Genomic DNA, 21,479 nt, shown 5'->3' on the forward strand with positions numbered 1-21,479 from the left:
TACTTTAGTCAACTTTTATAAATCTCTTTGATTGACAACTCAATATCATTTCTCTTTTATCCATCGGTTTACTAAGAGTGAGAGTTGATATGTTGAGTTTGACTCATCATATTTAATCGTCATCGCGTCAATAATTTAGTTAAAATGGAGACTCACAATGGAGACGTTAGACGCTCGTTATCGTCAAGCCAACAAAGAAGCACTATGGTCTGTCGCCTTAGCTGTTGGTTATTTTGTTTGGTGGTATGCCTCTGCCTATGGTTTAGCACCCGCAGCAGGCGATCCTTTAACCCTATATTGGGGGGTTCCACTTTGGTTTTTAATGGCATGTATCATTGGCCCCATTGTTTTTATCCTTCTCTCTATCGCCATGGTGAAATTTATCTTTAAAGATATGTCATTAGAAATAACCCCTCTCGACAATGACAATAGAACAATTACCAAGGCAACAGAAATGAAAATGGAGAAGAGAGATGAATAGTGCCGTTATTATCCCTTTAGTTATCTACCTTTTTGCCGTTTTTTCGGTCGCGTTTATTACCAAACGTCATCAAAAAAGTGGGGGGTTTCTTTCTGAGTACTTAATTGGAAACCGCACCATGGGAGGCTTTGTGCTTGCCATGACGCTTGCGGCGACTTATACCAGTGCAGGTTCATTTATTGGTGGTCCAGGTGCTGCTTATAAAATGGGGCTCGGCTGGGTACTATTGGCGATGATTCAAGTTCCAGCTGCATGGTTAACCCTTGGCGTATTAGGTAAAAAGTTTGCGATTGAAGCAAGACGTCATAACGCCCTAACCCTCAACGATATGCTCTATGCACGTTATCAGCACCGTGGCATTGTGATCTTTGCTTCACTCTCTCTGCTATTAGCCTTTTTCGGCACCATGGTGGTGCAGTTTGTGGGTGGCGCACGTCTACTTCAGACCATTACCGGCCTCTCTTATATGCATGGTTTAATGATCTTTGCGATCACCGTAGGACTTTACACTTCTATTGGTGGTTTTCGTGCCGTTGTAATGACAGATACCATTCAAGGGATTGTGATGATCCTTGGTACGATCGCCTTATTAGTTGGAATCATCCATGCTGGCGGCAGTATTGGTGAGTTAGTTACAAAGCTTCATACTATCGATCCTGATTTAGTGACTCCAACAGGCCCCGACGGATTTTTAAGTCAGCCCTTTATGCTCAGTTTTTGGGTATTAGTCTGTTTTGGTGTTATCGGCCTTCCTCATGCAGCTATCCGTTGTATGAGCTACCGCGATACCAAATCACTTCATAAAGCCATTGTATTAAGTACGATTGTTGTTACGCTTCTGATGTTTGGTCTTCACTTTGCGGGAGCATTAGGCCGAGCGATTATTCCTGAAGTTGGCAGCCCAGATCAGATCATGCCGCAACTCATGCTAACGGTACTTCCTCCTGTCGTTGCTGGGATCTTTTTAGCCGGTCCAATGGCAGCATTGATGTCGACTATCGACTCGATGTTGATCCAAGCTTCTGCAACGTTACTAAAAGATCTTTATATCAACTACATCAACCCTGAAGCAGGAAAAGGCGAGTTAGCAGAAAAACGCCTACCGAAGCTATCGACCTTTGTCACCGCTATTTTTGCTCTATTGGTCTTCTTAGCAGCAATCAATCCACCGGATATGATTGTCTGGCTTAACCTCTTAGCATTTGGTGGTATGCAGGCTGTCTTCTTATGGCCTCTGGTATTAGGTTTATATTGGCAGCGTTCATCAGCAACAGGGGCTTTCTTATCAATGATTACCGGTCTCGGCAGTTATGCACTATTTGCCATTATTAAGCCTGACTTTGGTGGTGTCCATATTGTCGTTCCATCACTGATTATCAGTTTACTGTTCTTTGTTGCAGGTTCTTACTTTAAGCCCAATCAAGTAAAAGAAGTTGAAGTTATCGCCAAGTAACAAAGAATTAGCGTACTTGTACCGTTTTTTATAAGATAGAAGAAGAGCAGGTGATGATAAGTCAGCTGCTCTTTTTTATTAACACGATTAACACAATACCCCTAAAATAATTGGCGTTACTAGTTGACGACAAGTGAGTGCAACCAACAACCAAGCCATTTCGAGTATGATAGGTATAAACAAGGCAAAGTTGAATAAGAATTGCACTATCCCTTTATTGATTAAAATCTGTTAGAATCCCCTCCAACTTTTTTTTGACCAACTTGAGAGACAAGTAACCATGCCTTGGATCCAGATAAAATTAAACGCCACAGCAGAAAATGCCGAAACATTAGGTGATTACCTGATGGAAGAAACTGGCGCACTTTCTGTTACATTCTTAGACGCACAAGATACCCCAGTATTTGAACCAATGCCGGGAGAAACACGTCTTTGGGGCGATACAGATATTGTCGGCTTATACGATGCAGAGTCTGACATGGCATGGGTGGTTGAAGCATTAAAAAATAGCCCACTTCTTGACGATAACTTCGCTCATAAAATTGAACAGCTAGAAGATAAAGACTGGGAACGCGAATGGATGGATAACTTCCACCCAATGCAATTTGGTGAGCGTCTATGGATTTGTCCAAGCTGGCGTGAAGTACCCGATCCTGAAGCCGTTAATGTCATGCTAGATCCTGGTTTAGCATTTGGTACAGGTACTCATCCAACAACCGCTCTTTGTCTACAGTGGTTAGATGGTCAAGATTTGACCGGAAAAACGGTGATCGACTTTGGTTGTGGCTCAGGTATTTTAGCGATTGCCGCAATAAAACTAGGTGCAGAAAAAGTGATCGGTATTGATATCGATCCACAAGCGATTCTTGCATCAAAAGATAACGCAGAACGTAACGGCGTTGCTGATCAATTAGAACTTTTCCTTCCTCAAGATCAACCTGAAAATTTACAAGCTGATGTTGTTGTCGCAAATATTCTTTCAGGACCTCTCCGTGAGCTTGCGCCTGTTATTAAGAGTCTGATTAAGCCACAAGGTGCACTTGCTATGTCTGGCGTTTTAGAGAGCCAAGCAGAAGGTGTTGCAGAACAATACCGCGATGAAATTAATTTAGATCCCGTCGCAACTCGCGAAGAATGGTGTCGAATTTCAGGGCAACGAGCTGAAAAATAATTTTCATTAAACAGCCTCATAATTGCTTGTTTTTCATACTGTCAAACAAAAAATTAGCAAAATGGTCATTTATTGTTCTTTTCAGTTGGCTAAAAAATGCGTACAATGCGCGCCCTTACTGAGCAGTACGGTAATGACAATTGAAAATCGGTTCGTATCAACTAAATAACAATTTGATTCTTGCTCCTATGGCTGGTGTCACAGATCGTCCCTTTAGGGATCTCTGTATGCAGTACGGTGCAGGAATGGTCGTTAGCGAAATGATGTCGTCTAATCCCGACGTCTGGCGCTCAGATAAATCGAAAAGTCGAATGATTCATGTAGATGAGTCAGGGATTCGTTCCGTGCAAATTGCCGGTTCTGATCCACTTGAGATGGCTCTAGCGGCACAGTATTGTGTTGAAAATGGTGCACAGATTATTGATATCAACATGGGATGCCCAGCCAAAAAAGTGAATAAAAAGCTTGCTGGTTCGGCGTTATTAAAAGATCCCAAACTGATTGAGCGAATCCTCAAAACAGTGGTTGATTCAGTAGATGTCCCTGTGACACTAAAAACTCGCACAGGTTGGGATAAGGATAATCGAAACTGCGTAGAGATAGCAAAACTAGCTGAACAGTGTGGCATACAGGCGTTTGCACTTCATGGGCGAACACGAACTTGTATGTACAAAGGTTTAGCTGAATATGATTACATTAGAGCAGTAAAGCAGGCTATATCACTCCCGGTGATCGCCAATGGGGATATTGATTCTCCACAAAAAGCTCGTGAAGTCTTAGACTACACTGGCGCTGATGCTCTGATGATTGGACGTCCTGCACAAGGTCGCCCATGGATTTTCCGGGAAATCCAGCACTATTTAACTACTGGTGAATTACTTCCTGCCATGCCTTTAGGTGAGGTACGAGATATTTTACTGGGTCATGTTAAAGCACTGCATAATTTTTATGGTGATTATAAGGGCCTTCGCATTGCGCGTAAGCACGTGGGTTGGTACTTATCACAACAAAACCAGATCGGGAATTTTCGCCGTACTTTTAATGTTATTGAAGATGCTTCCGAGCAGCTTGATGCATTACAAGAATACTTCGAAAACGTTGCATAAATATAAGATGAGCTAATAGAGATATGTTCGAACAAAACTTAACTTCTGAACCATTAACAGTCGCAACTGTAAATTCACAAGATCAAGTAGCACAAAAGCCGCTACGTGATTCTGTTAAAGCATCACTAAAAAATTACCTAGCCCAGTTAAATGGCCAGGACGTGAATGAGCTTTATGAGTTGGTATTAGCTGAAGTAGAACAACCACTTCTAGACACAATTATGCAGTACACTCGCGGTAACCAAACTCGCGCAGCAAACATGATGGGTATCAACCGTGGTACTCTTCGTAAGAAGCTAAAAAAATACGGCATGAACTAATACATTTAGCTTAAGCTATTAATTTAAAAAGGCTTTTCTCTTTTAGGGAAAAGCCTTTTTTGTTATTTAAACTCGGAGATTAACAGAGCGTTAACAACACCAATACCTTTAATGGTCTCATTCTTCAACATGTTAAATCCGATATAAAAAATAGACCTAATCACCATGAATTGGATGATTAATGTACAAAATATAGAGCCAGTTATACTCTCAATTAAAAATATCCAGTAACCTGCGCTCAAATTAATCAGCCTCTGTTTCATAGCACTTGATAATTATTGAACTATATTAATATATGGAAATGATTATAGAAGGAGAATTGAAATGCGTTCATTTGAAGAACAATTAGAACAGATGACACTAAAAGCATGGAACATTATGCGAGAACTAGAAAAAAACCCTAAAAAAGAGTATAAAAAAAAATCAAGCTCATCAACACAAGAGGGGATAAATAAATCATCACAGTTACACACAGCCTCTGAATAAAATAGATATGCTTTATAATAAATCAGTGTATTGTGATGACTTCTGATTGATTGTCACTAGTTATTAATAATTATGGTGCATTATTAATAATAGTCTTATATTAACAACGTCCTCTTTTTGCTCTATATCAATTAATTCATTAATATTGTCGAATATAATGCATCCTTTATTATTTATTGGGTTTCGTTTTATGGAAAATATTGAATCGGTATTAAGCATTATCAATAAAGTCGAAAGAGTCAATCATGTCGATTTATCTCCATTAAAAGAGTATATCAACACTCATCAAGCTGATAGCTTACAAGCATTCTCATCAATCAATAGCGATGACTCTCTTGATACTCGATACACGAAATTAATCCCCTTTTTTCCTGGTTATAATAGCGATGCTCAGTTCTTAATTGAAGCATCCGTCTTATTGTAATTGTTTCCATGAAAAATCATTACCCTAACGCAATGATTTAAAAGATTTTAAAAAAAGATCAAGATCACAATTATCAATACAATGTTATTAGGTTGATAATAAAAAATTAAAATCCTGTATTTTATTGATCACTGTCAATAAAAAAACATAGGTAAACGTTAACATATCCCTACTTTCTTCTTTAATGGATTATCGAAGTTAGCGCATTCTAGTTTCACATAAAAAGGCTACCTTAAACCGTAGCCTTTTTAGCTCTTCTTATTCCAGTTTCAATCCACAATACCAATCTATTCCTCTGCAAGTTGAGTAATAAATCTTACTTGAAGTGACTAAAATATCGACGTCGAAAGCGCCTCCTGAAAAAGTGATGTAAATCTCATATTTAACCATGTTAATAAAAAATAATTTACATCATTAAAAAAAGGTCATAATCTAAAATCGAAATAGATTAAATAATGAACAATAAATCTAGGGGATTATGATTATGATTTTAGATGAATTAATTATTTTAGCTGCAGGAGCTTATTTTCTTTATCGCTGTTGGAACCGAGACGTCTATCAATCAGCAGCTTTCATTTTATTATTAGAAGACGGGATGACGATGAAAGAAGCTCAAGCACGCTCTAAAGCATGCAGAGGAGAAAATGACCCCAAGGTGATGAAGTTTATCTGGAGCCACAAAGAAGGAAAAACAGACATCTTAAAGTGTGCGAAAAAACAAGGATTGAAAACAGCACTCTGGTAAATTAAAAGATAAGTCAATATCCTCAAGATAATTGGAGTTGCTAGTAGGCGGCAAGTGAATAAGACCTCATGAGTATAGGTGTACTACATGATTGGGGCGAATGAGCGGAGCCAACAACCGAGCAACTTCAAGTATGAAGAGTATGATGTCTCTACCTATTAAACAAACATCTTATTGTAAATAATTTCACCGAAAACGTTTTTAATCGCTGACTGCGCCTCATCCTCACCAATATTTTTCGCTAACAATTGCTGAAGGCGTACGACTGCACCACGTGAATATGGGTTTGTGCCATCTTTAAGGATGTTATCTAACAGCATTTTGACCACTTCTTTAAAAAGGTGACTATCTTCATCACGATAAGCTTTTAACCAAGAGTCAATAAACCCTTGTTTAGAAGTAAAATCTAGCAACGGCATAATCATAGGGAATACCTTTCCTTGAAGTGCCGTTGCAAACATAATATTACTCGCATAGTAAGCTTGTATGCTGCTTTTACGAACATTGAACTCTTTCGCTAAACGATCATAAGTCACGGCTCCCCACCCTTCTGTCATAAAAATAGAGAAGATACGATCATCCATTCGCTGTTTCTTTTGTGCTTTTTCTTCCGCTGTAATTCTCGCCATTATATAAATCCATTGAAAGGTAAGTAAGTGCATTGTAACATACATTATACGTTCTAGTACTTAATGATAAGTATCTTCAAAGTGAAATTATATAGGCTATGCTAAAAATTCAGAATCACAATAGGGAAAAGAAATGAATAAAAGGTTAATTGTCGCCTTGCTCAGTCTATCTTTTATCGTAGGTTGCTCCACAACACCACCGGTAAAAAAAGCACACTTCACTAGCTATGATGACTTCCGAGACGGCGACCAAAACGGTGTTGATCTAGTTTGGTCTCGTAAAGATATCTTAACTGCCGAACAACTTCATGCCATATTTAGCAGATACGACTCGATTCTATTAGATCGAATTTGGGTTGTTGTTGATGGTAGCCAATTAACCGATAATGAAATTAAAAAGCTCAGTATTTATCTACAAGACCGCCTTGCTCAGAAATTGTCTAAATATAAAAAAGTGGTTGATGCACCATCCCCCACTACTCTACGCGTCAGTATCGCAGTGAGCAATATTGAGACCCCAAATCCGATCCTCGCAGTAACCAGTAGCGTCATGCCTGTTGGCTTAGGAATATCAACCATCTCTAAAATTGTCACTGGGGAGCACACCAACGTAGGTAAAGCAACTATCGAACTAATGGTATCAGATTCAACAACCAATCAGCCTATCATCGCCGCTATCGACTCCCGCGCCGGTAATAAAGACTTTTCAACCATGATTGATTCTCTTGATGATGCAAAAGATGCTATTAATTGGTGGATCGATCGACTTGGTGACATTCTCGATAATGCACGAGAAAAAGCAAATCAATAAAACTATACCCAAAGTAATTGGAGTTGCTTGTAGGCGGCAAGTGAATGAGGCCTCATGAGTATAGGTGTACGATATGATTGGGGCGAATGAGCGTAGCCAACAACCTAGCAGCTTCAAGTAAGGTTGATCTAAATCTTTCATCAAACTGACTCAATTTTGCCATCATTTTGTCATAAAACTCCGCTTAAATACTGTTATACCTAGGTCATTGAAGGCAAGCAACAAAAGAGGATCAACAGTGAAGCGAAAATGGAAACCAAGAGCCAGAGTAAACTTCTTTTGGCATCTAAAACTAAATCAATCAGCAAGTAGTCAATGAGTTTGATGAAACGATAAAATAAGGAGAAAGAAGATGGATGTTATCGTGATACTAGAGAGTGGTGAAATTGGTATTGTCGAAGATTGCTTGCGCCCATGCGCCTTACATAATAAAGAGGTGGAATGTTGGGTTGAAGAGGGATCAGCAAGGCACGGCTTAGTCATTAAACTGGGCATTGTTCGTGCCATTATTTAGTCCGGCTAAAAATCTAACTACAACCACAAAGCATGCCAAAAAAAGAGTGCCAACGTCATACTTAAAATTGGCGCTCTCAATTATTTCCATTAAGATCTACAATAAAATCAATATTATAACACCGTTGATCGTTTTAATTCGACTTTAGATTGTTTCTTTGAGAAATACCCAGCCACAATTGAGCCTGAAATATTGTGCCAAACCGAAAATAAAGAACCCGCTACTGCCGACGCTGGCGTAAAGAACTTTAGTGCTAAAGCCGTTGCTAGACCCGAGTTCTGTAATCCCACTTCAAATGCAATAGTACGACATACCTTCTCTTCAAAACCCAGAGCTTTAGAAATGAAGTAACCCGCCGTGAGACCAAACCCATTATGTAAGATAACGGCAAGCATCACGATAGGGCCAACCGCTGCTAATTTACTTCCAGTTAGCGCCACAACAATGGCAACAACAAGAATAATCGCAACCATCGAGACAAGCGGTAACAAAGGCTCAATGCTCTTTACTGCCGAATGGAAAAAGAGATTAAGTAATACACCGACTGTGACAGGTAAAAAAACAATTTTGAATAAACTCAGGATCATTCCCATCACTGGAATATCAACACTCTGCCCCATAATCAGTTCAATAATAAATGGCGTTAAAATAACTCCCAAGAACGTTGATAGCGCTGTCATAGTAATAGAAAGAGCCACGTCCCCTTTTGCTAAGTAACACATCACATTTGATGACGTACCACCAGCAACCGTCCCCACTAAGACCATACCTAATGTTAGTTCAGGAGAGAAACTCAACATTATACTGATCAATAAGGCCGCAGCAGGCATTACCGTAAATTGCAGCACTAACCCTAAACCGACTGCTTTTTTATTTTTAATCGCAGCTAGAAAGTCAGTAGGTTTGAGCGTTAATCCCATCGCGAGCATGATAATCGTCAACAAAGGGACAATCATCGCGCTTTGGGAAGAAAAAGGGGCTGGAACAAAAAAAGCAATTCCCGAACAAAGAATTGCCCAAAGAGGGAACAAAGTAATAATTTTAGCTAACATAGGTAGAACATCCGTGTGATAACAACTTCCATGGTTACAACCTACAAACCGTTATAACCTTAACAAGTTGCCAACATAACAAGGTTTACCACCAATCGCCAACATATATTTCAATTTAGTTCATTTTAGTTATGAAGATTCAGAATATATCACTACACATAGTCATTCAGGCTAATAATATTCTTGTTGTTAGTTCTTAACTTAACAGTTGATTAATATCCAACTAGGCAATATAGGTAGTCATTAAAGCCTATTCTATTTTATACCGACTTTGAAATTGTCACTCATTTAAAGTTAGGGTGACACTTCATCCAATTATTTAAGGCTTCATATTAGTAAAAAATAGTCACAAAAAAGGTCACTGTGTAGAATTTTAAGTGACCTTTGGTTTGGAAGTGTTGAATTTAAGGTTATTCAGCGATTAAGTATAAGCTCAAAAAGAGGATTGAAATTGAAGAGCAAATCTTTGCCGCGGCAACAATCTTAAACATCGTATTAATGGCATGAATTTTCACATTACTGAGCATAAATTCTCCTTAATAAATTTTAACTTTCCTTTATTTCCTAATTAAGAATACGCCTGTTTTACCTATAAATCTCTTTTCAAAGATGATCGTGATCAACAAAATAAACGATAATAAAAAACAAATAAAAAACATTAAACTCAATAAGACATACGCATCATATATACCCAAAGTCATTAGAGTTTCTAGTGAGCGGCAAGTGAATGAGACCCCATGAGTATAGATATACTATATGGTTGGGACGAATGAGCGACGCCAACAACCTAGCAACTTCAAGTAAGAAGGGGATAAAACTAACCACGTCCTCTTCTTAACTCTTTCACCCAATGATTCAAGTGTGTCACTTGCTCTTTTGATACCGAACTTTGCCCATACCCCATCTCGGCAATATCTTGAATTTCATTCTCGATCGCATAATAAATATCTTCACTGACTAACGGCGAATTATCGGCATTCAGGTCATAACCAAAGCTCTTGATTCGAGAAACAACAACCTTTTTTAAATATTCGGTAGAAACAGTTTTTTTAAGCATAGTCACGACTCCTATTCTCAAACAAAATAACGACTAACATAATCGATTCCCCTAAATGCTAATGTAGACCACTCGGCGATAAATCGTGTTATTTCTTTGTAAAATTGGGAGAAAATTAAAATAGAAAAAAAGAGGGGCATCATCGGGTTATCAATATCTAGAAATAAAAAACCACCCAGTAGGCGGTTAAACTAGCAAGAAATACACACACTAATTAACCATGGTTTAACTGTGGCCTTTCTCATCTGACGGTTAAATAATGATATTTATTACAAAATATACGATAAAAAGAAATGTCGGGGACAGTTTATTATCGTATTAATACTTTGCCAAAGTTGTTTCAATTCAACCTGTAAAAGTATATGAGGGGAGGATTGATGTTAATAATATTGATCGTATATAGATGGTGGGTTAAATAACATCCATAATTATCAATGCAGTTCAGGTATCTATATTAATAAACTATCCATTGAATAATAGATCTATTTTTCACTCAACTGACAAATAATAAGAGTAAAAAATCATCACCTTAATCTTGACTATACTTAAAGTAATCAAAGTTTCTACTCAATGGCAAATAAGTAAGACCTGTAATTAACAGCTTCAAATGTAAGTTATATAGCAATACTCAATAATCAACTAATGTACTTTATAACTATTTCAATGTGTTATGATAAAGAAGAATCTCCATTCCATTCGCTTTTATCAATCCTTCGGCTTCTAGTTCTTTAAGTGTACGGCCGACGGTTTCTCTGTTTCTTAATATAATACCAGAGAGAGTAATGCGAGAAACTTTAACGATTCGACCCTCAGGGTGTGTTATTGCTAAATTTTTTCTTGAAAGGTAAATAAGAGTTCCAAGTAACTGTTGTTTTGTCGACTCATAGCGGTATGAAATCGCTTTGTTAAATAGACTTTGTTTCTTATAAATCACTGTCGTTAGAAGGAAGGTGAGAAACTCAGGATCTTCTTTTATACGTGCAATAGGGAGCTTGACGATGGTACAGGCATTCATCGCTTTCACTTCTAATGGATAAGCGTTAACACCTAAACAAGCTTCTTCACAAAAAAGTTCTCCATGACTCAAAACGTCAAGGATAAGCTTTTCACGTTCTTGCTCTTTTTGGATAATAACCGCCCCTTTGTAGATAATATAAAGGCTATCGGTTTTATCCCCTTCGGAGAGAATAACATCATTTCGTTTATACTCTTTTGTCTCACCGAGTTGTATCCACTTTCTTAATAAAGCATTCATTTCACACCTACAATCGCTACCGCTTTATCATTGAAGTTATTATTACAATGCCTATTACCAAAAAACGATACGATGACACTCTAATCTATTTATTTATGGTTATTTTTTATGAAAATACACTTTTTACCGTGCAATCTTCATACAAAAAAATTAAATTAATTTAGTTAACTAAATATTTTGATATTAAATTTCAATTAACTAGGTTAATTTAATTAATAAATAATTCCTCATCGTAAAGTACTTTTCTCTATAATTTATATTGATGCTTGTTAAGGTATAATTGTGATTATCTATTGTCTATTAACGATTTAATCTTTTGTTTTAAAATGCGATATTATTGACAATTTTGGATTCAAAAACTTGCTACATCACACTTCTTTTTGCCTTATTTCTCCTTGCTTCTCTTCTGTCTAAAACTTTCCTTGGGTAAATTAATAACCCCCATACGGCAACATAAAGGAAAAGAATGATTAACAATTAATTAAAATTGGGTTAACGTAAGAAAATTCCTTACGTTAGTAGCAATAAGATGTATAATTGCCACCAAAAGATACCCATAAATAGGTAAATGGATTTTGCTAACTTATCCTCTAAAACATATTCCTACATCTCAAGCATCTCTTGCTATGGGTGTGATGGGACTAGGTCTTGCATGGTCACTCTATTTTCCATCTACCGCTATCGTAATGCGCCCTCTTTGCGCCATTATCGCGGTATTTCTTTTGGCCCCTGTATTAGGAAAATACCTTCGCTTTCCAAGCTTATTCTTTAATGATCTTCGACACCCGTTAAATGGGAGTTTAATGGCACCGATGACGATGTGTTTATTGGTGATAGCCGATTACCTTACGTCATTGAATACGTTAGTCGCTCGGTTTATCTGGTATCCCGCCATGACGATACACATTTCAATGATGATTTATTTCTTCTATTATCAATTAAAGAATTTGCGTTTAACCAATCTGTTACCGAGTTGGTTTCTTTATCCTGTCGGAGCAATCAGCGGCACATTAGCAGGGCAAGAGTTGGGCCATTATCAGTTTACGGAGTTGATGACTTATCTCTGTATTTCAACTTACTTTGTGATGTTACCGATTGTTTTACATCGCCTCTGTTTTATGGGGCGCTTACCTAGACCCGCTCGACCTACCTTAGCAATTATGGCTGCACCCGTTAACTTGTCATTAACAGCTTATATGGTAAACAATCCTTCTCCCGATCCTATTTTAGTGGGTGCATTAGCGGGAATCGCCATTACCATGACGCTATTGGTTTATCTCTGCTATTTTTACCTACTTTCTCAACGCTTCCACCCTTCAATTGCAGCTATCACTTTTCCGTCTGTAATCAGTTCGGTCGCGATGGGACAAATCACCTTATGGTTTGCGCAATATCATTCTCATTGGACTTGGCTACATCGCTTAGGCTTTATTGAATTAATGATTGCGACAGGTTTGGTGCTTTGGGTTTGTTGGCTCTATATCCAATTCTACTTTCCTAACAATAAAAAAAAGCACGCAGTTCAACACAGTTAATCTTTAATTGTGCTTTTTTCATACCTGATACTTCCCGATTAAGTACTCTCTTTTCGCAAAGATGATACAGAAAAGCGCTATTTATTAGATAGAATCAATATTATCCCTCTTTAAAATAGTCATCTCTCCTCTATCTTGTTCGGCATGATATTCGTCAATTCGGATTAAATCTATTAGATGGGGAGGTATATGAACTAGAAAAACTTTAGATTCAATGCCCTACAAACACGCTTCAAGACTTGTCGCTCAAAGATAAGAGCCCTCTTAACAAGAGCACCATTGGAGATAAGCAAAGAACCAATAAGAATTAAAACAAATCAGAATAACAATCTGAAAATAAAGAGTGGAAAATAAAAAGTAATAACACCTAGTTATGATCACCCAGTGCAGTCAAGATCGAGCAGTTTGTTGCATCTTCATCGACCTGCCCACAGCAGGCATCATTGATTTTTTTAAAGCAATTTTGATCTTAGTAAGCTCTGTAATTTTCTCATCAATGGTATCTAACTTCGATTGTGTTATTGCTTTCACTTCTGCACAACTATGCTGACTCGCTTCCAGCTGAATCCCAAGCAATTCTCGAATTTCATCTAAACTCAAACCAACCTTTTTAGCGCGAATAATAAATAGAATTCGCGCGAGATCATTTTCACTGTAAAGCCGGTAACCATTCTGGCTCCGTGCACTCGGTTTTAGTAGATTATTTTTCTCATAAAACCTTAATGTATCAGCACTCACATGACATTTTTTCGCTAATTCTCCGATTAAATACATCGTCTCTCCAAAGAAGTTAAAATAAAAAGCAAACGTTTGCTTGAGTGTTGTGGATTTATAGTTAGAATAAGGATATGTTTAAAATCTGCACCATCTAACCGTTAGATGATAGAGTGACCAGTAAAGTAATAAGTAGTATCAAACATCGTTAAAAATATAGTTAACAGTATCGTTAAAAGGAACTTATATTTATGGAAAGCCACCGCCCTATTCGCCGCGCTTTGATTAGCATATCAGACAAAACTGGGATTGTTGAGTTTGCCCAACAACTCCGCGAACAAAATATAGACATATTATCCACTGGGGGCACTGCTCGCTTATTACTTGAAAATGACATTGCTGTCACGGAAGTCTCAGATCATACTTTATTTCCCGAAATGATGGATGGGCGGGTTAAGACTCTACATCCAAAGATTCACGGTGGAATTCTTGGTCGTCGTGGTAAAGATGATACCGTGATGGCAGAACATCAAATTACCCCTATCGATCTTGTTGTCGTCAACCTTTACCCTTTTGCTGCCACCGTCGCTAACAAGGACTGTCCTCTTAAAGATGCGATTGAGAATATTGATATCGGTGGCCCTGCAATGGTTCGTAGCGCAGCCAAAAACCACAATGATGTGACGATTATCGTTAACCATCAAGATTACCCGCGTGTTATTGCTGAAATGTCAGAAAATAACGGCTCAGTGACGGATGAGACTCGCTTTGATTTAGCGGTTGCTGCTTTTGAACATACCGCCGCTTACGATGGCATGATTGCTAACTATTTTGGTAGTATTATTGAAAAAAGAAAATATCAAGCCGAAAATCAAGATATTGAAAAAACAGAACATAATGAGGACTGTCCTCGTTATTCCTCTAAATATTTCCCACGTACTGTAAATATGCAATTCCATAAACGCCAAGATCTTCGTTATGGTGAAAATAGCCATCAGAACGCCGCGTTCTATCAAGAAGCTAACCCGCAAGAGGCATCTGTTGCGACGGCGACGCAATTACAGGGCAAAGCACTCTCTTATAACAACATAGCTGATACCGATGCAGCATTAGAGTGTGTGAAAGAGTTTGTCGAACCAGCGTGTGTGATTGTAAAACATGCCAACCCTTGTGGTGTGGCATTAGCTGACGATATTTTAACGGCTTATAATCGTGCTTATCAGACAGATCCTACGTCGGCATTTGGTGGCATTATCGCCTTTAACCGTGAATTAGACGTAGAAACAGCGCAAGCCATTGTTGACCGCCAGTTTGTAGAAGTCATTATTGCCCCAACGGTTTCAGAGCAAGCGGCAAAAGTCATTGAGAGCAAAAAAATCTTCGTCTGTTAGTTTGTGGTCAATGGGATAATCCAACGACAGAGAAAGAGTTCAAACGCGTTAATGGTGGATTACTGGTCCAAGACCGAGACCAAGGCATGGTGACTCTGGATGATTTAAAAGTGGTGAGTCGTCGTCAACCGACCGAAAAAGAGTTAAGCGATGCGCTATTCTGCTGGAAAGTGGCTAAATTTGTTAAGTCGAATGCGATTGTTTATGGCAAAAATAAGATGACCATCGGCGTGGGTGCAGGACAAATGAGTCGCGTCTACTCAGCAAAAATTGCAGGGATCAAAGCAGCAGATGAGAAGCTAGAAGTTACTGGATCTATTATGGCGTCGGATGCTTTCTTCCCATTCAGAGATGGTATTGACGCAGCGGCAGAAGCGGGAATTAGCTGTGTTATCCAACCTGGTGGCTCAATGCGTGACAATGAAGTGATTGAAGCGGCGGATGAGCATGATATGGTCATGATTTTCACGGGTATGCGTCATTTTCGTCACTAATATTTCAACGTATTCAATGATAAAGAACAATCCTTATTTAATTTGAACAGATCGACCTCTCAGGAGAGATGAATGAATATTTTAATTATAGGAAGTGGCGGTAGAGAGCATGCTTTAGGTTGGAAAGCGGCTCAATCCTCATTGGTTGAAACAGTGTTTGTTGCACCTGGAAATGCAGGGACAGCCCTCGAATCTAAACTTGAAAATGTTGACATTGCGGTTGAAGATATTGACCAATTAATTGTATTTGCTAAAGAGAAAAATATTGGCTTAACGATTGTTGGCCCAGAGGTTCCATTAGTACTCGGCGTAGTTGATCAATTTCAGGCCGCTGGCTTAGTCATTTTTGGCCCAACACAAGCGGCGGCTCAATTAGAGGGGTCAAAGTCATTTGCTAAAGATTTTCTTGCTCGTCACCAAATCCCGACAGCTGATTATCAGAATTTTACTGAAATTGCACCGGCGATTGCTTACCTTCAAGATAAGTCATTCCCAATCGTTATCAAAGCCGATGGGTTAGCTGCGGGTAAAGGGGTTATTATTGCAGAATCTCTTACTGAAGCAGAAACGACTATCTACGATATTTTGGCCAGTAACCTCTTTGGTGATGCCGGTCACCGAGTCGTGATTGAAGAATTTCTTTCCGGTGAGGAAGCGAGTTTCATCGTCATGGTCGATGGTGAAAATATTCTTCCAATGGCAACAAGCCAAGACCATAAACGCGTGGGTGACGGTGATACAGGTCCGAATACTGGTGGTATGGGTGCCTATTCTCCTGCACCTGTTGTTACTCCTGAGATCCACCAGCAAGTGATGGATAAAATCATTAAACCTACCGTTGAAGGGATGGCTAAAGAAGGTATGCCTTACACAGGCTTTCTTTATGCCGGACTAATGATTTCATCATCAGGGGTTGCGAAGGTTATCGAATATAACTGTCGCTTTGGTGATCCAGAAACCCAACCAATTATGATGAGAATGCAATCAGACATAGTTGAACTCTGTTTAGCGGGTGCTCAAGGGGAGTTAAATACCGTAGAGTCTCGCTGGGATTCAAGACCAGCCATTGGTGTAGTATTAGCGGCGAAGGGATACCCAGGTAGTTATGTTAAAGGTGACCTGATCTCTGCGCTACCGATTGACGATGGAATCACGTCTATTGCTGATGTTTCCATCGATGATATCAAAGTATTCCATGCAGGCACTCAACTATCTAATGGTCATATTGTCACAAATGGTGGTCGCGTTCTTTGTGTAACCGCTCTTGGAAAAAATGTCTCTGAGGCTCAATACAACGCATATCGTGTTATTAGCCATGTGAGTTGGCCAACTAGTTTTTATCGCTCAGATATAGGTTACAGGGCGATTGAGAGAGAAGTTGCAGCTTAATAGCTCAGAGATTCAAGCTAAGTTATAGCAAAACCAAACATAAACGAGAGCCAACCCATACAAGTGCGCCCCTTATTTGAGTTAAAACTTCAATAAGGGGCGCACTTTATATTCTTCAGATTCGAAGTTGCTATGTTGTGGACTACGTTCATTCGCCCCGATCAGATATCATGATCTCTCACTCACTTACCGCCTACTAGCAACTCCAATTATTTTAAGTATATATCCTAAGCGTAATAAGATAAAAAGTGAGATTAAGTCTCTTCCTTTTCAACCAGTTCTGGGCGAGCAATACAGGTTGCACTGTGATCAGTCGCTAAAAGTTGCTCTATTTTCAAGTCACTGCCCAACTCAATTAACTTCTGTTTTTTGTCTGCTATCACCACTAAATGATAGAGTTTATTTTGCGCCTCAAGTGTCATTACTTCATTTTCAACCGTTGAGTTCTCAAAACTAACGGAGATGACTTCTCCATCACAAGTTGAGAACTCTCCATTATGGAAAAAAATCTGATACATGGCGCGATTTTTCTTATGCTCTTTATCGATAAACGCTAATGCATATTGATAATCTTTTTTAATTTTTGAAAACTGTGTCGCTTCTAAAGGTAAGCGAGATTCACCAATCTGATAAAATTGGTAGATTGGTTGATTTTTATTATTAAAACGAACATGGAGAGAAAACGGTTGGCTCTGGCCATGGCTGATCACTTCTCCTTTCTGCTTCACTTCGCGTAAAACTTTGCCTTTCCAACGATAGCTACTTTCAGAATAACTATAATCCATGGAATGTTTACTGACAGAGAGGTAAGTAGGGTTATTGTTTTCACTATCGAGCCAGTAAAGATCAGTACCGCTATGAGAGTTTTTGCCTGCCGTTTCTACAATCGTTATGGCTTTTTTTATTTTATCAGCTCCTGATGAAGCACAGCCAGTAAGAAGTAATAGAATGCAAATTGAGAGAATTTTTTTCATGGAAGGCTCCGCCAAGTAAATACCTGACGGAGTATAAATTATTTTAGCGCATCTTTCAGTGCTTTACCTGATACAAATGCAGGAACATTTGCAGCAGCAATTTGGATCTCTTTACCCGTTTGAGGATTACGTCCAGTACGAGCTGCACGATGATTAACTTTAAATGTACCAAATCCAATTAACTGAACTGGGTCACCATCTTTTAGTGATTCGGTAATACCTTCAAGTGTTGCTTCTAGGGCAGCTTTTGCTTGTACTTTTGATAGATCTGCTTTTTCTGCAATTTGATCAACTAACTGAGTCTTGTTCATAGTTTTTTCCTTACTATGGTTGTTCTTATGGACTAAAACACTCTAATCCAAAATAAGCCTATGTGGCAAAGGTTTGTCACTATTTAACTATTTAATTGCCGTTTTTTTCGTCACAAAGTGAAGAAGATCTCATAATGTAACAATTTTCACACTTTATGATGCTCAATATCGAGACCAATCGTAACAGTGAAAACGAGAGGTTTTGTCACTGCTACGTTATACAATATGGCATAAAATCAAAATTAAATTTGGAATTCAATTCCAATATTACTAATATTTTCAGCACGTAACTCATCGCGAAGCGAGCGGATTAGCTCAATATCTCGGCTCTCAGCTTCACGCAATGGACGATAAATAGCCCACTGAATATCCCATTCTTCACAAACCGCTTCATTCTCTTTCGCATTATCATTAGTGATTTCAATACCCGTTTGCATACTCTCTAATTGCGCAACGGTTCCTGCTGAAATTTGGCTCACTTCGATGACTTGTTCTAGCATATCATCACGATCAAGTAACGCATGAAGTAATGTCGATAGCCCAACACAAGCATCAATCGCAGGGTAGACACCGTAGAAATCAAAATCATCAGGGCTTGGTACTAGCTCTTCTAATTTTTCTAATTGGCGTTCAAAGTTAATTTTTGCGTTTTTAACAGTGAGTAACTCCCAAACACTATCTAAAATCACCCGATAAGCGCGGTTGTCGGCAAATTCTGTCTGTTGGCAAAATAACGCATAATTAGGATACATACGCTCACAAAGCGATGCCATAAAAGTGATATGCTGCCAAGGTTCAAATTTTTCAATACGTAAGTGGATTGGATTCTGTAACATAAATGACTCTACGATATGGCTGGATCAACAGGATGATGCAGTGTACTTGATAACGCTCACACTAAAAAGGAACCTTTATGAACAAAGTGGCAATAATATCAAACAATTCCAAATATCATGATCTATTAAGCAAAAAAGCACTGCCTGAGTTAATGATTACGACGTCAATCGCTGACGCTAATATAATACTAGCTGATCCTCCCCAATTAAAAAACACCCTAACGCATTGCTCAAAGCTATCATGGATTCAATCAACCTATGCCGGGATTGATGCCATCCTTAATGAAGTACCAAATCACGTCACCTTGACCAACGTAAAAGGGATCTTTGGTCAACCGATGTCTGAATATGTATTTGGACAACTGCTCTCCCTGACTCGCCACCAGAATGAGTATAAAAAAAATCAAAATCAACAGCTGTGGCAAAGTTACTCTTATCAGACTTTGTCTGATCGCCGTATGGTCATAATAGGGACAGGCACTATTGGACAAGAGATCGCCAAGGTGGCAAAAGCATTTAATATGCCAGTAGTTGGAGTAAATAGATCTGGGATCATAACAAGGACAGGCTTCGATATTGATGCTTATGTTAATCCCTACTTTGACGAAATATTGCCTTTTTCTGAATTAACTCAACAGCTAAAACCGCAAGACATTATTGTCTCGGTGCTTCCATCAACGTTAGCAACACGTGATATTTTTGATACTAGTTTCTTTTCTTCATGCCTGAAATCAATTTTTATTAATGTCGGTAGAGGGGACAGTCTTGTTGAAGACGCGCTTTTAACTGCAATAAAAAAGGGACAGATTTCACATGCTATTTTAGATGTCTTTAAGCAAGAGCCGCTACCTGAAGACCACGCCTTTTGGCATCACCCCAAGATCACTATCACACCACATATAGCAGCGATCAGTAGTCCTGAACAGGTCATTGAAATATTCAGTCGAAATTATTTAAAATGGTGTCAACATCAACCGTTAGATTTTGTGATTGACCTAAAGACTGGGTATTAGAAAAATAAAAAGCTCAGAGTATTTCCATTTATTGAGAATAAAGGAGATAACTCTGAGCTTATTTTAACGGTACTAATCTTTTAATCGTATAATCGATTAACAACGCTTACTTATGATAAGGCTTCGATAATTCATGTACCGCTTCAACAAATACACCGGCATTTTCTGGCGGTACATCTAGGTGAATACCGTGACCAAGGTTAAAGACATGCCCCGTGCCTTCATCACCAAACCCTTCGAGGATAGTACCGACTTCTTGACGGATACGTTCAGGGGAAGCATACAACATAGACGGATCCATATTGCCTTGTAATGCAACTTTGTCACCAACACGACGTTTTGCATCTTGGATATTAATTGTCCAATCAAGGCCAACAGCGTCACAACCTGTTGCTGCAATCTGCTCTAACCACATACCACCATTCTTAGTAAATAGCGTGACAGGTACGCGACGACCTTCATTTTCACGGATTAGCCCATCGACAATTTTATGCATATAGCGTAGGGAGAACTCGTTATAATCACGAGGAGTTAATACGCCACCCCAAGTATCAAAAACCATCACAGATTGCGCACCCGCTTTGATTTGAGCATTTAGGTAGCTAACAACACTGTCTGCCAATTTATCAAGAAGTGCGTGTAGGATCGCTGGATCTGCATACATCATCTTTTTGATTTTAGTGAATGCTTTAGAACTGCCACCCTCAACCATATACGTTGCGAGTGTCCATGGGCTTCCAGAGAAACCGATTAGAGGCACTTCACCCTTAAGGTCTTTACGAATGGTACGTACTGCATTCATTACGTACTGTAGCTCGCCTTCTGGATCTGGGATGCCAATCTTATCGACATCAGCTTTACAAGTAATTGGACGTTCGAATTTAGGACCTTCGCCAGTTTCAAAATAAAGACCAAGACCCATCGCATCAGGAATGGTTAAGATATCTGAAAATAGGATAGCAGCATCTAATGGAAAACGACGTAAAGGCTGTAAGGTAACTTCACTCGCCAGTTCAGCATTTTTACATAGCGACATGAAATCGCCAGCTTCTGCTCTTGTTGCTTTATACTCAGGTAGGTAACGGCCCGCTTGGCGCATCATCCATACAGGGGTGTAATCTACTGGCTCTTTTAATAACGCACGTAGATAACGGTCATTTTTCAACTCAGACATTGCAAACTCCAATACAATTTAATCTCGTTATAATATCACTCAGAAAAGTGAAAGTAATAAAATCCTGATGAATTATTAAATTATATTTCTGCACTATGATGCATGTCATATATGACTAACAAATAAACTCTGATTCATATCCTG

General features: G+C 38.8%; 21 protein-coding genes and 2 pseudogenes. 14 read left to right on the forward strand and 9 right to left on the reverse strand.

Annotated elements, in window-relative coordinates; genetic code table 11:
• The first annotated feature begins 157 nt into the window (after positions 1–157).
• The 8 genes from L0B53_RS06165 (at position 158) to L0B53_RS06200 (ending at position 6,186) form a co-directional block, all read left to right on the forward strand.
• Positions 158–481, forward strand: a complete 324-nt coding sequence (locus tag L0B53_RS06165) for a YhdT family protein (protein ID WP_235061270.1) — start codon at positions 158–160, stop codon at positions 479–481.
• Positions 474–1,934, forward strand: coding sequence for a sodium/pantothenate symporter (panF, locus tag L0B53_RS06170; protein ID WP_235061271.1), 1,461 nt, complete (start codon positions 474–476; stop codon positions 1,932–1,934). Before L0B53_RS06165 ends, panF begins: the two co-directional genes overlap by 8 nt.
• A 280-nt stretch (positions 1,935–2,214) precedes the next feature.
• Positions 2,215–3,105, forward strand: coding sequence for a 50S ribosomal protein L11 methyltransferase (gene prmA / locus L0B53_RS06175; RefSeq protein ID WP_235061272.1), 891 nt, complete (start codon positions 2,215–2,217; stop codon positions 3,103–3,105).
• Positions 3,106–3,245: 140 nt separating this feature from the next.
• Entirely contained in the window at positions 3,246–4,211 is a 966-nt protein-coding gene (gene dusB, locus L0B53_RS06180) for a tRNA dihydrouridine synthase DusB (protein ID WP_235061273.1), read from the forward strand.
• A gap of 23 nt (positions 4,212–4,234) precedes the next feature.
• On the forward strand, positions 4,235–4,531 hold the full coding sequence (gene fis / locus L0B53_RS06185; protein WP_235061274.1) for a DNA-binding transcriptional regulator Fis: 297 nt from the start codon (positions 4,235–4,237) through the stop codon (positions 4,529–4,531).
• Positions 4,532–4,855: 324 nt separating this feature from the next.
• Complete coding sequence (locus L0B53_RS06190; RefSeq protein ID WP_235061275.1) at positions 4,856–5,017, forward strand: hypothetical protein; 162 nt, start codon at positions 4,856–4,858, stop codon at positions 5,015–5,017.
• A 190-nt stretch (positions 5,018–5,207) separates the two neighbouring features.
• Entirely contained in the window at positions 5,208–5,441 is a 234-nt protein-coding gene (locus L0B53_RS06195; RefSeq protein ID WP_235061276.1) for a hypothetical protein, read from the forward strand.
• Between the two features lie 484 nt (positions 5,442–5,925).
• Positions 5,926–6,186: a hypothetical protein gene (locus L0B53_RS06200; RefSeq protein WP_235061277.1), complete on the forward strand. Its 261-nt coding sequence runs from the start codon at positions 5,926–5,928 to the stop codon at positions 6,184–6,186.
• A gap of 158 nt (positions 6,187–6,344) precedes the next feature.
• Here the strand turns inward: L0B53_RS06200 and L0B53_RS06205 are convergent, their stop codons facing one another.
• Positions 6,345–6,815 (reverse strand): TetR/AcrR family transcriptional regulator, encoded by a 471-nt coding sequence (locus L0B53_RS06205; RefSeq protein WP_235061278.1) that lies wholly within the window; start codon positions 6,813–6,815, stop codon positions 6,345–6,347.
• Positions 6,816–6,948: 133 nt separating this feature from the next.
• Between L0B53_RS06205 and L0B53_RS06210 the strand changes: the two genes are divergently transcribed.
• Positions 6,949–7,626: a DUF3313 domain-containing protein gene (locus L0B53_RS06210; protein WP_235061279.1), complete on the forward strand. Its 678-nt coding sequence runs from the start codon at positions 6,949–6,951 to the stop codon at positions 7,624–7,626.
• Positions 7,627–7,978: 352 nt separating this feature from the next.
• Positions 7,979–8,140: a hypothetical protein gene (locus L0B53_RS06215; protein ID WP_235061280.1), complete on the forward strand. Its 162-nt coding sequence runs from the start codon at positions 7,979–7,981 to the stop codon at positions 8,138–8,140.
• A gap of 113 nt (positions 8,141–8,253) precedes the next feature.
• Here L0B53_RS06215 and L0B53_RS06220 read toward each other — a convergent pair whose 3' ends face one another.
• The 3 genes from L0B53_RS06220 to L0B53_RS06230 form a co-directional block, all read right to left on the reverse strand.
• Positions 8,254–9,192 carry a bile acid:sodium symporter family protein gene (locus L0B53_RS06220; protein WP_235061282.1) on the reverse strand — a complete coding sequence of 313 codons (939 nt, stop codon included), beginning with the start codon at positions 9,190–9,192 and terminating at the stop codon, positions 8,254–8,256.
• A gap of 817 nt (positions 9,193–10,009) precedes the next feature.
• Entirely contained in the window at positions 10,010–10,249 is a 240-nt protein-coding gene (locus L0B53_RS06225; RefSeq protein ID WP_235061284.1) for a hypothetical protein, read from the reverse strand.
• Between the two features lie 655 nt (positions 10,250–10,904).
• Entirely contained in the window at positions 10,905–11,504 is a 600-nt protein-coding gene (locus tag L0B53_RS06230; protein WP_235061288.1) for a Crp/Fnr family transcriptional regulator, read from the reverse strand.
• Positions 11,505–12,079: 575 nt separating this feature from the next.
• Here L0B53_RS06230 and L0B53_RS06235 point away from each other — a divergent pair.
• Positions 12,080–13,039: a TDT family transporter gene (locus tag L0B53_RS06235; protein ID WP_260115568.1), complete on the forward strand. Its 960-nt coding sequence runs from the start codon at positions 12,080–12,082 to the stop codon at positions 13,037–13,039.
• 367 nt (positions 13,040–13,406) lie between these two features.
• On the opposite strand, the pseudogene zntR reads toward L0B53_RS06235, so the two are convergent.
• Positions 13,407–13,813, reverse strand: a pseudogene (gene zntR / locus L0B53_RS06240) (Zn(2+)-responsive transcriptional regulator).
• 191 nt (positions 13,814–14,004) lie between these two features.
• Here zntR and purH point away from each other — a divergent pair.
• Positions 14,005–15,638, forward strand: a pseudogene (gene purH, locus L0B53_RS06245) (bifunctional phosphoribosylaminoimidazolecarboxamide formyltransferase/IMP cyclohydrolase).
• Positions 15,639–15,710: 72 nt separating this feature from the next.
• On the forward strand, positions 15,711–17,027 hold the full coding sequence (purD, locus tag L0B53_RS06250) for a phosphoribosylamine--glycine ligase (RefSeq protein ID WP_235061290.1): 1,317 nt from the start codon (positions 15,711–15,713) through the stop codon (positions 17,025–17,027).
• Positions 17,028–17,281: 254 nt separating this feature from the next.
• Here the strand turns inward: purD and L0B53_RS06255 are convergent, their stop codons facing one another.
• From L0B53_RS06255 to L0B53_RS06265, 3 genes are all read right to left on the reverse strand, one after another.
• On the reverse strand, positions 17,282–18,001 hold the full coding sequence (locus L0B53_RS06255) for a DUF1481 domain-containing protein (RefSeq protein WP_235061291.1): 720 nt from the start codon (positions 17,999–18,001) through the stop codon (positions 17,282–17,284).
• 38 nt (positions 18,002–18,039) lie between these two features.
• Positions 18,040–18,312 (reverse strand): nucleoid-associated protein HU-alpha, encoded by a 273-nt coding sequence (hupA, locus tag L0B53_RS06260; protein ID WP_235061292.1) that lies wholly within the window; start codon positions 18,310–18,312, stop codon positions 18,040–18,042.
• 242 nt (positions 18,313–18,554) lie between these two features.
• Complete coding sequence (locus tag L0B53_RS06265; RefSeq protein ID WP_235061293.1) at positions 18,555–19,148, reverse strand: YjaG family protein; 594 nt, start codon at positions 19,146–19,148, stop codon at positions 18,555–18,557.
• Positions 19,149–19,225: 77 nt separating this feature from the next.
• Here L0B53_RS06265 and L0B53_RS06270 point away from each other — a divergent pair, with 77 nt between their 5' ends.
• Positions 19,226–20,161: a D-2-hydroxyacid dehydrogenase gene (locus tag L0B53_RS06270; RefSeq protein ID WP_235061294.1), complete on the forward strand. Its 936-nt coding sequence runs from the start codon at positions 19,226–19,228 to the stop codon at positions 20,159–20,161.
• Between the two features lie 106 nt (positions 20,162–20,267).
• Here L0B53_RS06270 and hemE read toward each other — a convergent pair whose 3' ends face one another.
• Positions 20,268–21,335, reverse strand: a complete 1,068-nt coding sequence (gene hemE, locus L0B53_RS06275) for a uroporphyrinogen decarboxylase (protein ID WP_235061295.1) — start codon at positions 21,333–21,335, stop codon at positions 20,268–20,270.
• Positions 21,336–21,479 lie beyond the last annotated feature (144 nt).

The sequence above is a fragment of the Vibrio sp. SS-MA-C1-2 genome (assembly GCF_021513135.1).
Classification (GTDB): Bacteria; Pseudomonadota; Gammaproteobacteria; order Enterobacterales; family Vibrionaceae.

Excerpts from the sequence above, each read along its gene's own strand:
- L0B53_RS06165 (WP_235061270.1), top strand. The coding sequence starts at position 158 with ATGGAGACGTTAGACGCTCGTTATCGTCAAGCCAACAAAGAAGCACTA.
- panF (WP_235061271.1), top strand. The coding sequence starts at position 474 with ATGAATAGTGCCGTTATTATCCCTTTAGTTATCTACCTTTTTGCCGTT.
- prmA (WP_235061272.1), top strand. The coding sequence starts at position 2,215 with ATGCCTTGGATCCAGATAAAATTAAACGCCACAGCAGAAAATGCCGAA.
- fis (WP_235061274.1), top strand. The coding sequence starts at position 4,235 with ATGTTCGAACAAAACTTAACTTCTGAACCATTAACAGTCGCAACTGTA.
- L0B53_RS06190 (WP_235061275.1), top strand. The coding sequence starts at position 4,856 with ATGCGTTCATTTGAAGAACAATTAGAACAGATGACACTAAAAGCATGG.
- L0B53_RS06195 (WP_235061276.1), top strand. The coding sequence starts at position 5,208 with ATGGAAAATATTGAATCGGTATTAAGCATTATCAATAAAGTCGAAAGA.
- L0B53_RS06200 (WP_235061277.1), top strand. The coding sequence starts at position 5,926 with ATGATTTTAGATGAATTAATTATTTTAGCTGCAGGAGCTTATTTTCTT.
- L0B53_RS06205 (WP_235061278.1), bottom strand. The coding sequence starts at position 6,815 with ATGGCGAGAATTACAGCGGAAGAAAAAGCACAAAAGAAACAGCGAATG.
- L0B53_RS06210 (WP_235061279.1), top strand. The coding sequence starts at position 6,949 with ATGAATAAAAGGTTAATTGTCGCCTTGCTCAGTCTATCTTTTATCGTA.
- L0B53_RS06215 (WP_235061280.1), top strand. The coding sequence starts at position 7,979 with ATGGATGTTATCGTGATACTAGAGAGTGGTGAAATTGGTATTGTCGAA.
- L0B53_RS06220 (WP_235061282.1), bottom strand. The coding sequence starts at position 9,192 with ATGTTAGCTAAAATTATTACTTTGTTCCCTCTTTGGGCAATTCTTTGT.
- L0B53_RS06225 (WP_235061284.1), bottom strand. The coding sequence starts at position 10,249 with ATGCTTAAAAAAACTGTTTCTACCGAATATTTAAAAAAGGTTGTTGTT.
- L0B53_RS06230 (WP_235061288.1), bottom strand. The coding sequence starts at position 11,504 with ATGAATGCTTTATTAAGAAAGTGGATACAACTCGGTGAGACAAAAGAG.
- purD (WP_235061290.1), top strand. The coding sequence starts at position 15,711 with ATGAATATTTTAATTATAGGAAGTGGCGGTAGAGAGCATGCTTTAGGT.
- L0B53_RS06255 (WP_235061291.1), bottom strand. The coding sequence starts at position 18,001 with ATGAAAAAAATTCTCTCAATTTGCATTCTATTACTTCTTACTGGCTGT.
- hupA (WP_235061292.1), bottom strand. The coding sequence starts at position 18,312 with ATGAACAAGACTCAGTTAGTTGATCAAATTGCAGAAAAAGCAGATCTA.
- L0B53_RS06265 (WP_235061293.1), bottom strand. The coding sequence starts at position 19,148 with ATGTTACAGAATCCAATCCACTTACGTATTGAAAAATTTGAACCTTGG.
- L0B53_RS06270 (WP_235061294.1), top strand. The coding sequence starts at position 19,226 with ATGAACAAAGTGGCAATAATATCAAACAATTCCAAATATCATGATCTA.
- hemE (WP_235061295.1), bottom strand. The coding sequence starts at position 21,335 with ATGTCTGAGTTGAAAAATGACCGTTATCTACGTGCGTTATTAAAAGAG.